Source organism: Nocardioides sp. Root682 (assembly GCF_001427795.1).
Taxonomy (GTDB): Bacteria; Actinomycetota; Actinomycetes; order Propionibacteriales; family Nocardioidaceae; genus Nocardioides.
Window position 1 is genome coordinate 884,089 of the sequence record NZ_LMHJ01000003.1, and the last position, 12,640, is coordinate 896,728.

The window sequence follows — 12,640 nt, forward strand, 5'->3', positions numbered from 1 at the left end:
CCCCCGCTTCGCTCCTCCGTCGAACAACGCCGCGGGGACCCCGAATGACCTCCGGTACGACGACCCTGGCCGCCGCTCTGGACGCTCTCGTGGCCGCGGCGCGGGCCGCGGGTGTCGACGAGTCGGCCGCTCGTGCCGAGGGCGAGGCAGTGGCGGCGACCGTGTCCGAGCGCTCCCGTGGCGCGTTCGTGGTGTGGTCGGAGCAGACCGGGCGCGCCGTCTCCGCTGAGGAACACGCCCTCGCTGCCAAGCGCGGCAACCGGTTCCGGGCCGGCCCGACGCCCCTGATGGCGCAGCTGCTGCTGGAGAAGTCGACCCACTCGGCCGACTACGCCGGCGCACTGGCCGACGTGGCCCTCGCCGGCAGCGCCCTGGGGGAGCCCGGTCCGGACGCGATCGGTGCCGCCACGACGGTGACCACGGCGCAGCTCGGTGGCGGTTTCACCGTGCGCAACCTCGAGGGTCCGGCGTCCGGCAGGGGAGCCTTCGACCTCCCGGAACGCCAGCCGGTCCCCGGCTTCGGAGACGACATGCTCGACCAGGTGCGTCGCGTGGGTGAGCAGGTACGACGCCAGCTGGGTGCGCTCGACGGCGCCGTGCCGCCGGACCCGTCGCTGGTTGAGGTGCGAGGTGCGCCAGCACCGAGCCTCGAAACCACCGAGGGGACACAGACCCAGTCCGCCGAACCCGAGACCCCGGTCGTCGAGGAACCGCAGCCCGAGGAGCCGACGAAGTCTGTCGAGGAGCTCCTCGCCGAGCTGGACGGCCTCACCGGCCTGAAGAACGTCAAGGGCGAGATCCACCGACAGGCCGCCGTGCTCCGGGTCGAGGGGCTGCGGAAGAAGGCCGGGCTGGAGAGCCCGACCATCACCCGGCACCTCGTCTTCAACGGCAACCCGGGCACGGGCAAGACCACCGTCGCCCGTCTGGTTGCGGGGATCTACCGCGCTCTCGGGCTGCTCTCGAAGGGACAGCTCGTCGAGTGCGACCGGTCCGAGCTGGTGGCCGGGTATCTCGGCCAGACCGCGCAGAAGACCGCTGAGCTGGTGAAGTCCGCCGAGGGCGGCGTGCTCTTCATCGACGAGGCCTACTCGCTCTCGGGCGACCAGTACGGCAAGGAAGCCATCGACACCCTGGTCAAGGAGATGGAGGACAAGCGCGACGACCTCGTCGTGATCGTGGCCGGGTACCCGCTCCCGATGGCCATCTTCATCTCGGAGAACCCCGGTCTCGAGAGCCGCTTCCGGACCACCATCGACTTCGCCGACTACACCGACGACGAGCTGGCCGAGATCTTCGCGGGCATGGCGAAGGGCGCCGACTACGACGCCAGCGACGCCGTGCTGGCCCGGCTGCGCGAGATCCTCGGCGAGGCCGTGCGTGGACCGTCCTTCGGCAACGCGCGCTTCGTCCGCAACCTGCTGGAGGCGGCGATCGGCCACCACGCCTGGCGGTTGCGGGAGATCGCCGAGCCGACACTCGAGCAGCTGCGCACGCTCGAGCCCGACGACCTCGTGGTCGACCCGAACGACACGTCGGAGCCCTCCGCAGAGGACGGCGTCGTCGTACCGCCGGAAGACGCGGAACCCGCTGCACCGGTCGACCCCTTTGGCGATGACGCCACGACTGCCCGACCTGCCCCGGAACCGGCACCGCAGGTCGAGCCTGTCGAGACCCAGGAGGAATCGTGAGCCAGACCGCCACCCCCCAGGCGGCACCGCCGCCCGCGGCCGCAGCCACGGCACCCGCCCCGGCACCGGCGGTGGCAGCCAAGCCCACGCCCGGCCTGGTCGACACCCCTGCGTTGCTGAACCGCTGGCAGCTGATCGGCATGACGACCGCCATCCTGTTCGGCGTGTTCAGTGCGCTGATCCAGTTCGGCGGCTGGCAGGCCGACGGCCGTGCCGCTGACGACACCGAGCAGCTGGTCCGGGTCCAGGAGATCCAGTCCTCGTTGCTGCGCGCCGACGCGCTCGCCACCAATGCCTTCCTCGTCGGCGGCCTGGAGGAGCCCGAGCAGCGCAAGGAGTACGACGACGCGCTGGAATCCGTCCTGCGCCAGATCGCCAACGCCGCCGAGGCGCAGCCCGCCGACCGTGAGGTGCTCGCGACGTTGAACGTCGACGTCACCGCCTACGCGACGGCGGTCGCCCAGGCCCGGGACAACAACCGACAGGGCTTCCCGATCGGAGCCGAGTACCTCAGCGGCGCCAGCACCGAGTTGCGCGCTGACGCGCTGCCGATCCTCGATGCTCTGGTGAAGGCCAACACCGACCGTGCTGAGAACGCGATGGCCGGCCAGCACCCGTTCTGGCTGCTGGTTCTGGGCATCGTCGCGCTGGTCGCACTGGTCTGGCTCAACCGCGAGCTCGCGCAGCACTTCAAGCGACGGATCAACAAGGGTCTCGCCATTGCAGCCGCGATCGTCCTCGTCGTCACGGTCGTGACGGCCTTTGCCGCGCTGCTGCGCGACAATTCCAACGACAGCCTCCGCGAGGGAGAGCTGGCAACGGCAGTGTCCGAGGCGAATGCCCGCACGGCCGCCAACGATGCCAAGGCCAACGAGAGCCTCCGGCTGATCAACCGTGGGTCGGGCGAGGGCTTCGAGGACCTGTGGTCGGTGTCGGCCAAGGAGGTCGAGAAGTTCGCCTCCAGGGACACGCGCTCGGGCTGGGACGCCTACGTCGCCCAGCACAACGAGATCGTCGAGCTCGACCGCGCCGGCAAGTGGGACGAGGCCGTCGAGATCGCGACGAAAGAGGCCGGGGGTTCCACCGAGTCCCTCGATGCCTTCGACCAGTTGTCGCAACAGATCGTGACCGCGAACGGCACCCAGGCCACCGACGACCTGCGCAGCGGCCGCGTCGTCGCGCTGGTCCTCAGTGGACTGACCCTGTTGTTGGGCGTTGCGGCAGCAGTTGCCGTCTCCCGAGGTATTGGCGAACGAAGGAGGGAGTTCGCATGATCCGCGGACTGCGCAAGTGGGCAGTGCCGTTCGCGGCGCTGCTGGTCCTGGCCGGGTGTGGGTACGACGACACGACCGTCCCGAAGCCGGAGGCCGTCGTGACGACGCCGGCAGTACCGACGACCCCGGTCAAGTGCGACAACAAGCTGCAGTCCTACGCGCCGAGCGACAACCGTGGTGCCGCGATTGCGAACCTGGCCAACAAAGGTCGACTGGTCGTCGGGGTCTCGGGCGACACGCTCAGGCTCGGCTCGCGCAACCCGGAGACCGGGAAGATCGAGGGTTTCGACATCGCCTTCGCCCAGCGGGTCGCCGACGAGCTCGGCGTGCCCATGGTCGTCCGTGTCATCTCGGCCGCTGACCGGATCGGGCTCCTGGAGAAGGGCGAGATCGACATGGTCGCCCGCAACATGACCGTGAACTGTGACCGCTGGTCGAAGGTCGCCTTCTCCGCGGTCTACTACAACGCCACACAGAAGGTTCTCGTTCGGGCCGATGCCGAGAAGGACTACAAGGGACCACAGAGCCTCTCCGGAAAGCGAGTCTGTGCTCCCACGAGTTCGACCAGTGTCGACAACATCAAGGCGATCCAGCCGGACGTCGTTGCAGTCCTTGCCCTTAAGCACACGGGCTGCCTGGTGAAGTTCCAGAACGGTGACGTCGACGCCATCACCGGCGACGACACCGTGCTCGCCGGGCTGGCAGCGCAGGATCCTTATGCCGTCGTACCCAAGCAGGGGAAGCTGACCGACGAGCCCTACGGCATCGCGGTCAACAAGGGCGACGTCGCACTGGCGAGGTTCATCAACTCGGTGCTCGACGAGATGCGCAGCGACGGTTCTTGGAAGGACACTTACGACGAGTGGCTCAAGCCCTACCTGCTCGTCGACGCCACTCCTCCGACGCCCGTGTACGGCCGGTGATCGTGGAGCACGTGACCACGATGACCGCCACCGCGCCGATCGCGCCCGGCAAGCTCGGGGACGCGCTGGATCCTGCTGCGATCCAGCGCTACCTCAACGAGCTCGACGCGTGGTTGCGGGCCCGGCGCTCCGAGCTCGACGAGCTCGACCAGGCCGCCCTCGGTGCGGGCCGTGGGGCCGAGCTCACCGGCGACATGTCGCTCGCGCTCGCGTTGTGGAAGGCGACTTCGGACCGCTACCAGCTGGTCTCCGCGACGTGGGACGGCGGCCGCGTGCTCACCCAGGAGCGGGAGCGGATCTCGGCGCTGATCTGGGGGCGCCTGGACGGCGCGACCGAGCTGCCCGGCGGGCTGGCGGTCTCGCTGCCCGAAGCGGGGCGGCTGTGTGACGCGTTGACGGGCCAGCTGCGGAGCCGGCTCGCGCTGGTCCCCGGCGCCGACGAATCGGCCGCCCGGATCCGCGAGCTGCGCGCCCAGCTCGAGCGGATCCGTGACCAGGTCGGCCTGGAGCCGGCCACCCGGCGCGACGACGCGGTCAACACGCTCGCCGGTCTGATGAGCCGCCTGCAGGACGTGGCCGGCCGCGCCGAGCGGGGTGCCGACGTCGGTGGTCTGCTCGGTCCGCTGGAGGCAGAGGCGACCACCTTCGAGCGCGACCTCATCGTCGGCAACGCGCGCCGCCGCGACGCCCGCAGCCAGGTGCTGTCGGCGCGTGAATTGCGCGCGGACCTCGAGGCGCGCGAGGCCGCGCTGGAGAAGCTGGCGGCCACCTGCGTCGCGACCGTCGATCCCGCACCGCGGTACGCCGTCCCGGACGTCGAGCTGCTCGGTCCGGTCCCGGTCACGCCCGAGGAGATCGTCCCGTACCTGCAGCGCCTCGACCGGGTCTCGCAGGCCTTCGAGGTCGTCCAGCACGCCTACTCCGACGCGCTCGACGAGCACACGCAGCTCGTCGCCCTGCTCGATGCGTACGTCGCCAAGGCCCGCGCCGCGGGCGTGGCCACGCACCCCGATCTCGTCGAGAGCGAGCGCGCTGCCCGTGCGCTCCTCGAACGGCGCCCGTCACCGATGGCCGTGGCCCGGCAACTCGTCACGACCTACCAGACCTGGCTGACCAAGGAGAGCACCCCATGAGCGCTGGAGCCTGCACCCAACCCGGTTGTACCGGCAGCATCGTCGACGGCTACTGCGACGTGTGCGGCATGGCCGGGACCGGTGGTACGGCGTCGCCCGTGCCCGCCGCCGCTCCGGCCGCCTCGGCAGCCGCCACCTCCGGAGCCGCCACGTCCGGAGCCGCCAACACCTGCCAACAACCGGGCTGCACCGGCCGGATCCTCGACGGCTACTGCGACGTCTGCGGCTCGCCGGCCGTGCCGGGCGCCAAGGTGGCCGAGGTCGCCGCCCTGCACGAGTCCCAGCCCCTGTCGGGCCGCGAGGGTACGGCGGCCACGGCCGCCAGTCGCGTGCAGTCGGCCGCGATCGGGTCCAAGCGCGCCGGCTCGACCGGAAGCCTCGCCACCCGACGCACCCGCACCGGGTCGCAGCGGATGCGGTCCGCGCGACTCGGCGCCGGCCTCACCGTCGTACCGCCCGCACCGCCGGTGGATGCCGCGAAGGCGATCATGGCCAACCCGCAGGTCCCCGAGGACAAGCGGAGCTGCTCGAAGTGCGGCAAGGCCGTCGGTCGCAGCATCGACGGCACGCCCGGCCGGAGCGAGGGCTTCTGCCCCAACTGCGGCCAGCCGTTCTCCTTCACGCCCAAGCTGGTGTCGGGCGACCTGGTCGCCGGCCAGTACGAAGTCGCCGGTGCGCTCGCCCACGGTGGCCTCGGCTGGATCTACCTCGCCCGCGACCGCAACGTCTCCAACCGGTGGGTGGTCCTCAAGGGCCTGCTCAACTCCGGTGACCCCGATGCGTTGGCCGCCGCCATCGCCGAGCAGCAGTTCCTCGCCCAGGTCGAGCACCCGCTCATCGTCGAGATCTACAACTTCGTGACCCACGAAGGCGCCGGCTACATCGTCATGGAGTACGTCGGCGGCAAGTCGCTCAAGCAGATCCTGAAGCAGCGGATGTCGGCCAACAACGGCGAGTACGACCCGCTGCCGGTGGACCAGGCGCTGGCCTACATCCTCGAGCTGCTGCCGGCGTTCCAGTACCTCCACGACCTCGGCCTCGTCTACTGCGACTTCAAGCCCGACAACATGATCCAGGTCGGCGACGCAATGAAGCTGATCGACCTCGGCGGCGTGCGGCGCATCGACGACCAGGAGTCGGCGATCTACGGCACGGTCGGCTACCAGGCCCCCGAGGTGGCCGAGGTCGGCCCGACGGTGGCCTCCGACATCTACACGATCGGGCGCACGCTCGTCGTGCTCACCATGGAGTTCCGCGGCTACCAGGGCACCTACCTGCACAGCCTCCCGCCGGTCGACGCGACGCCGCTCTTCCAGCAGTACGACTCGCTCTACCACCTGCTGGCCAAGTGCTGTGCTCCCGATCCGGCCGACCGGTTCGCGTCGGTCGACGAGCTGCGCACGCAGGTCCTCGGCGTGCTGCGCGAGGTCGTCGCCCGCCGCCGCCAGGGTACGGCGAGCACGTCGGCGGCATCCGTCCTCTTCGAGTCGCCTGCGACCGCCCGTCCGATCACCGAGTGGAGCCAGCTGCCGAAGCTGCGCGAGGACTCGACGGACCCGCAGTACAGCTGGCTCACCACGATCAGCGCCGAGGACCCGAAGCAGCGGCTCGCTGACCTGCTGCAGGCGCCCGAGGACAGCGCCGAGGTGTGGCTCGCGCGGGCTCGCGCCTCCCTGGACCTCGTCGACCCGGTCGCCGCGAAGTCCCACGCGCAGTCGCTGCTCTCCGACGACCCGTGGGAGTGGCGCGCGCTGTGGATCGAGGGCCTCGCTGCCGTCCAGGCCGAGGACTGGGAGACCGCCAAGGCGTCCTTCAACGCCGTCTACCAGCAGGTGCCCGGGGAGCTCGCGCCCAAGCTCGCGCTCGCCTTCGCGTGTGAGCGCGGGGGTCTGCCCGAGGTGTCCGAGGGGCTCTACCAGGTGTGCGCGTCCACGGATGCCGCCTACGTCCCGCCCGCCGCGTTCGGCATGGCCCGCGTGCGGGCCGGTCGCAAGGACACCGCTGGCGCCGTCGCGGCGCTGGACCTGGTGCCGACGACCAGCCGTGGCTACACCGAGAGCCGCCAGCAGCGTGCCGAGGTGTTGTTGTCCGGCGGTGCACAAGACATTGCCGTGCTCGACCAGGCGATGCGCACGATCGAGACCTCCAGCGTCGACGGCCAGACCCGCCAGCGCTTCACGGTGCGGATCCTCGGTGAGGCACTGCCCGTCGTCTCCGGGGCAGCCAAGGTGCCTGCCGGCGCGAAGATCGGCTCCGTCGCCGCGACCGAGGCCGGGGTGCGTGACGGACTGGAGAACGCCCTGCGTTCCCTGGCGCGTGACAGCATCGACCTCAAGGAGCGGGTGGCCCTGGTCAACCAGGCCAACGCCGTCCGGAACTGGAGCCTCACGTGACCTGTCCCTCCTGCGGCGCCTCGGTCGCCGCCGGTGCCCGCTTCTGCGAGAGCTGTGGGGCGCAGCTCGGCCAGCCGGACGTCGTACCCGCGCCGGTGACGGCCGTCGACGACCACCCGCTGGGGGACGCACCGATCAGTGCGCCGACCCGCAAGCCCGCGTCGTCGCTGCCGGACCCACCGCCCGCGGGCCGTCGTCCGTGCGTCGACTGCGGGGGAGAGGTCGGACCGGACCTCTACTGCCTCAAGTGCGGCACCAAGGCGCCCAGCGAACGTGACCACTTCAGCGAACAGCCCGCGTCCTGGGTCGCCGGCGTGTGCGACAAGGGAGTCGGCAAGGCCCGCAACGAGGACTCGATGGCGCTGCTCGCGGGCGCCGAGCCGGGTTCCCGTGCGGTGCTCGTGGTGATGGACGGTGTCTCGAACTCCGTCGACTCCGACGTCGCCTCGCTGGCCGGCGCCCGCGCCGCGCGCGAGGTGCTGCGGATGCCCCTCCCTGCCGGCATGGGTACGACGGAGGGCCGTCAGGCAGCGGGGGCGAAGGTGCTGGCCGATGCTGCGGCGGCCGCGAACACCGCGATCATCGCCGTCACCGACCCCGACTCGACGAACCCCGCGTCTGCGACGTTCAGCGCGGCGGTCCTCGAGGGACGCAAGGTCAGCTGGGCCAACATCGGCGACTCCCGCACCTACTGGCTGCCCGACGCGGGCACGCCGGTCCAGCTGAGCGTCGATGACTCCGTCGCCCAGGAACAGATGGCCGGCGGCATGTCGCGAGAAGCGGCTGAGACCGGACCCCAGGCGCATGCGATCACCAAGTGGTTGGGTCGCGACTCGGAGAACTTCGTCCCGACGGGCGGCACGCTCGAGCTCACCGAGTCCGGCTGGCTGCTGGCCTGCTCCGACGGCTTGTGGAATTACTGCTCCAGCCCCGAGGCGATGGCCGAGCAGGTCCGCGCGACGGGTTCGTCGGATCCGGCAGCCGTTGCGAACGCCCTCGTGGCGTACGCCAACGCCTGCGGGGGCCACGACAACATCACTGCAGCACTGGCCCGGGTCGATGTCGCTGTCGACCAGACTGGCCTCGGGCACAATGACCAGACCCCAACGCCCGCCGAGTCGGGCACCCCAGGAGGAGAGCCGACCGATGGCTGAGTTCACCGCCGCCGTCTACCAGAACGAGTTCCTCGCCGACGGGGGGACCGACGTCAACGCGATCGTGACGATCACCTGCAAGGGTGCCGGCACGGCCGGGCAGTCCGGGTCGGGTGCTGCCGGCGAGATCATCATCGTCGACACCTCGGGCTCGATGGGGCCGGCCACGATGGCCGCCGCCAAGGACGCCGCGCAGGCCGCGGTCGCCGAGATCGTCGACGGCACCTGGTTCGCCGTGATCGCGGGCGCCGACCGCGCGATGCTGGCCTACCCGCAGGTCGCCAGCGGCCCGGGCATGATCCGGATGGACGAGCGCGCGCGGGCCGACGCCTCGGCCGCCATCGGCCGCTTCGTCGGCAGCGGTGGTACGGCGATCAGCACCTGGCTCGATCTCGCCGGGCAGCTGTTCAACTCGGTGCCCGAGGCCACCCAGCGCCACGTGCTCCTGCTCACCGACGGCGAGAACCGCGAGCGGCCCGGTCGCCTCGACGAGGCCATCCAGCGTGCGACCGGCTACTTCCAGGCCGACTGCCGCGGTGCGGGCACCGACTGGCAGGTCGCGGAGATCCGGCGGATCTCGCAGGCCCTGCTCGGGACCGTCGACATCATTCCGCGCCCCGACCAGATGAAGGCCCAGTTCCAGGAGATCATGCGCGCCGCGATGTCGCGCGGCGTCGCGGACGCGTCCCTGCGGGTCTGGACACCCCAGGGCTCGCAGGTGCTGTTCGTCCGTCAGGTCTCGCCGACCGTCGAGGACCTCACCAACCGTCGTACGCCGGTCAACCCGCTCACCGGCGACTACCCGACGGGTGCCTGGGCCGACGAGTCCCGCGACTACCACGTCGCGATCCGGGTCCCGGCCAAGGCGATCGGCCAGGAGCAGCTGGCCGCCCGCGTGCAGCTCGCGCTCGGCGACGACGTCGTGACGCAGGCGCTGGTGAAGGCGACCTGGTCCAACAACTCCGAGCTCACCGCCAAGATCGACCGGCAGGTTGCCCACTACACCGGGCAGGCCGAGCTGGCCGACATGATCCAGGAGGGCCTGGCGGCCAAGGCCGCTGGTGACGAGGCGACCGCGACGACCAAGCTCGGTCGTGCGGTGCAGCTCGCCGCCGAGACCGGCAACGACGAGGCGACCAGCAAGCTGAAGAAGGTCGTCGACGTCGAGAACGAGAAGGAAGGCACCGTGCGCCTGAAGCGGGCCGTCGAGAAGGCCGACGAGATGGCCCTCGACACGGCTTCGACGAAGACCACACGGATCCGCAAGGAGCCCTCATGAGCACCTGCCCGTCGGGGCACGACTCGGCGTCCGACGACTACTGCGACGTCTGCGGCCTGCCGATCCCGGCCACGCCCGTCGAGGAGGTTGCGCAGCAACCGTCTCGAGACGCGGCCCCCGCGGAGCCCGACGCCGGAGCGACCGCGTGCCCGAACTGCCAAGCCACCAACCCGCCGAACGCCCTGTTCTGCGAGGCCTGCGGCTACGACTTCACCACCGGGTCGATGCCGCGGCCGTTCACGCCACCCACGATCGACTCGATCCTGGACCTCGGGTCCGGCGGCTCCGGTCCCAGCGGTACGCCGGAGGCGAAACCTGCTGCGCCGGCGGACGCCCCGATCGCACCGCCCCTGGAGGACGGCTGGGTGGCCGAGGTCTGGATCGACCCCGACTGGTACGCCGACCAGGAGTCCACGGACCCGCTGCCGTCAGCGGGGGTACCGACCGTCGTACAGCTGAGGACGACGTCGATCCTCGTGGGCCGCACCTCGCGCAGCCGGGGCATCCACCCCGACATCGACCTCGTGGCCGACAACGGCATCAGCCGCCGGCACTGTCAGCTGACCACCGACGGCACCCGCTGGTGGGTCGAGGACCTCGGCTCCTCCAACGGCACCTACCTCGGCACCATCGGCTCATTGCCCAAGGACCCGCTCCCGGCGGGGGAGAAGCGCGAGATCGGGCCGGACGGCCGCGTCTACCTCGGTGCCTGGACCCGACTGGTGGTCCGGAGGGCCACACCCGGCGAATTCTGAGGGGAACTCTGCCACGATCGCCTCATGGCGATCACTGAGCAGGTCATCTTCATCACCGGCGGCGCCCGGGGCATCGGGCTCGAGACGGCCAAGGCGCTGGCCGGACGCGGCGCGAAGCTCGTCCTCACCGACCTCGACGCACCGGCGCTCGAGGAGGCCGTCGAGCTGATCGGCGCCGACAAGTGCCTCGGGATCGTGGCCGACGTGTGCGACCTCGCCGCCATGGAGGCAGCGGTCGCGGCCGGCGTCGAGAAGTTCGGGAGGCTCGACGCGGTCCTCGCCAATGCCGGGATCGCGAGCTATGGCTCGGTCATGGCCATCGACCCCGGGGCCTTCCAGCGGACCCTCGACATCAACGTGGTGGGTGTCTTCAACACGGCGCGGGCGTCGATCCCCGCGCTGGAGGAGAGCAAGGGCTACCTGCTCGTCGTGTCGTCCCTGGCGGCGTTCGCGGCAGCCCCCGGGCTGGCGGCGTACAACGCGAGCAAGGCCGGCGCGGAGCACTTCGCCAACGCCCTCCGGCTGGAGGTGACGCACCGCGGCATCGCCGTCGGGTGTGCCCACATGTCCTGGATCGACACGCCGCTCGTCCAGGACGCCAAGGCCGACCTGCCGACGTTCCAGGAGCTGGTCAGCAAGCTGCCTCCTCCGCTCAACCGCACGACCGGTGTCGACGCATGCGTGAAGGCGTTCATCAAGGGCATCGACAAGCGTTCGCGCCACGTCTACTGCCCCGGCTGGGTCCGTGGCGTGGGCCTGAACCGCAACGTGGTGAACTCAGCGGTCGGCGCGCTTCCGATCCTGCGCCTGGTGCCCGACATCCTGCCGCGCATGGACGCCGAGGTCCGCGCCCTGGGGCGCTCCACCAGCGCCCGCAACGTCGCGAACGACGAGCGGTCAGCGTCGGGTGGCGATCAGGGCTGACGCGTCGGCCGCGACCATCACCTCGACGGTGGTGAACCGCTCGTCGGTCAGCCACTGCTCGCGCAGGGTGTCGACCCGACCGCCGGTGATCGGCGGCCACATCTCGCACGGGAAGAAGTCGTCGAGGACGACGATGCCGCCGGGCTCGATGAGGTCGGCGATCTTGTCGACCGCGACGGCCGTCGGATCGCCGGAGTCGAGGAAGAGCAGCGAGAACGGGCCCTTGTCCATCAACGTCGACCAGTCGGCGGCGAGGACGTCGACGAGCGGGTCGTCGGTGAAGATCTCGGACGCTGCGGCCGCGAGCTTCGGGTTGAGCTCCGCGGTGATGATCCGCGCCTTGTCGTTGCGTACGCCGGAGCGCAGCCATGCCGTACCGACGCCACACCCCGTGCCGAACTCCGCCATCGTCCCCTCGCGGGTCGCGGCGAGGGTGGCCAGCAGCCGACCGGTCTCGTTGCGGCAGAAGGCCACGTAACCCGCCCGCCGGCAGACGTCGAAGGCGCGGCTGACCACACCGGGCAAGTCGGGGGGCGCGCTCATGCAACGAGTCTTACATCCGGTGTCTCAGATGCTGTGACGGCGATCTCGCATGCCGAAACCTGACCGCATGGCGGGATCGGCCTGACACACACCGCATCGTGCGGCTATCGTTCTCCCATCATGCGTGGCGCCCTTCTCGTAATCGGCTGCCGCGGCGAGGCCTGAAGAAGGCCACCTCGCCGCGGTGACTGCGGCGATCCCATGATCCTCCGCCCCCGGGCCTTCGACCATCAGAATCGAAGCCCTGGCGCATCTCCGACGCACCGCGGCGGGCCCACCGATCGGCAAGAGACGCGATCCGTAGCCCCGACGCAGTCGACTCCCGTGAGACCCACGAGCTGACGCCCACCCGCCGCGGTGGGGGACGCCAGGGCGAACCCATCCGGAAGCAGACCTGCCATGTTCACCACCGCCACCACCACGCACCGCACCTCGACGGCCTCCGGCTCGGACTGGGGCCCCGCCCGCCACGATCCAGAGCACCCGTTGCACAGCGCCCTGCTCGACAGCGACCCGTTCTCGGCGGTTGCCCTGCGAGACGGCGACGACGCGCGCCCCGACGACAACTAAT

11 protein-coding genes are annotated in these 12,640 nt (G+C 70.6%); 10 read left to right on the plus strand and 1 reads right to left on the minus strand.

What is annotated here, in order from left to right:
- Positions 1-44 precede the first annotated feature (44 nt).
- From ASD84_RS19550 to ASD84_RS19590, 9 genes are read left to right on the plus strand one after another with little or no spacing between them, the layout of a single operon-like run.
- Complete coding sequence (locus ASD84_RS19550; RefSeq protein WP_082574091.1) at positions 45-1,691, plus strand: AAA family ATPase; 1,647 nt, start codon at positions 45-47, stop codon at positions 1,689-1,691.
- The gene (locus ASD84_RS19555; protein ID WP_056714056.1) at positions 1,688-2,965 is read left to right on the plus strand and encodes a hypothetical protein; all 1,278 of its coding nucleotides are present in this window, start codon (positions 1,688-1,690) and stop codon (positions 2,963-2,965) included. Before ASD84_RS19550 ends, ASD84_RS19555 begins: the two co-directional genes overlap by 4 nt.
- Positions 2,962-3,888, plus strand: a complete 927-nt coding sequence (locus ASD84_RS19560; protein WP_156392239.1) for a glutamate ABC transporter substrate-binding protein — start codon at positions 2,962-2,964, stop codon at positions 3,886-3,888. The genes ASD84_RS19555 and ASD84_RS19560 overlap by 4 nt, the downstream gene beginning before the upstream one ends.
- Before the next feature lie 20 nt (positions 3,889-3,908).
- Entirely contained in the window at positions 3,909-5,021 is a 1,113-nt protein-coding gene (locus ASD84_RS19565) for a hypothetical protein (protein WP_056714968.1), read from the plus strand.
- The gene (locus tag ASD84_RS19570; RefSeq protein ID WP_056714059.1) at positions 5,018-7,414 is read left to right on the plus strand and encodes a serine/threonine-protein kinase; all 2,397 of its coding nucleotides are present in this window, start codon (positions 5,018-5,020) and stop codon (positions 7,412-7,414) included. The genes ASD84_RS19565 and ASD84_RS19570 overlap by 4 nt, the downstream gene beginning before the upstream one ends.
- Positions 7,411-8,568 (plus strand): zinc-ribbon domain-containing protein, encoded by a 1,158-nt coding sequence (locus ASD84_RS19575; RefSeq protein ID WP_082574089.1) that lies wholly within the window; start codon positions 7,411-7,413, stop codon positions 8,566-8,568. Before ASD84_RS19570 ends, ASD84_RS19575 begins: the two co-directional genes overlap by 4 nt.
- Positions 8,561-9,847 carry a vWA domain-containing protein gene (locus tag ASD84_RS19580; RefSeq protein ID WP_056714062.1) on the plus strand — a complete coding sequence of 429 codons (1,287 nt, stop codon included), beginning with the start codon at positions 8,561-8,563 and terminating at the stop codon, positions 9,845-9,847. The genes ASD84_RS19575 and ASD84_RS19580 overlap by 8 nt, the downstream gene beginning before the upstream one ends.
- Positions 9,844-10,602 (plus strand): FHA domain-containing protein, encoded by a 759-nt coding sequence (locus ASD84_RS19585; protein WP_056714065.1) that lies wholly within the window; start codon positions 9,844-9,846, stop codon positions 10,600-10,602. Before ASD84_RS19580 ends, ASD84_RS19585 begins: the two co-directional genes overlap by 4 nt.
- A gap of 24 nt (positions 10,603-10,626) precedes the next feature.
- A complete protein-coding gene (locus ASD84_RS19590; RefSeq protein ID WP_056714068.1) occupies positions 10,627-11,526 on the plus strand; it encodes an SDR family oxidoreductase in 900 nt (299 codons plus the stop codon).
- On the opposite strand, the gene ASD84_RS19595 is transcribed toward ASD84_RS19590, so the two are convergent.
- On the minus strand, positions 11,500-12,069 hold the full coding sequence (locus ASD84_RS19595) for an O-methyltransferase (protein ID WP_056714073.1): 570 nt from the start codon (positions 12,067-12,069) through the stop codon (positions 11,500-11,502). The genes ASD84_RS19590 and ASD84_RS19595 overlap by 27 nt on opposite strands.
- 399 nt (positions 12,070-12,468) lie before the next feature.
- Here ASD84_RS19595 and ASD84_RS25205 point away from each other — a divergent pair, with 399 nt between their 5' ends.
- Complete coding sequence (locus ASD84_RS25205; RefSeq protein WP_156392238.1) at positions 12,469-12,639, plus strand: hypothetical protein; 171 nt, start codon at positions 12,469-12,471, stop codon at positions 12,637-12,639.
- Position 12,640: the final 1 nt, after the last annotated feature.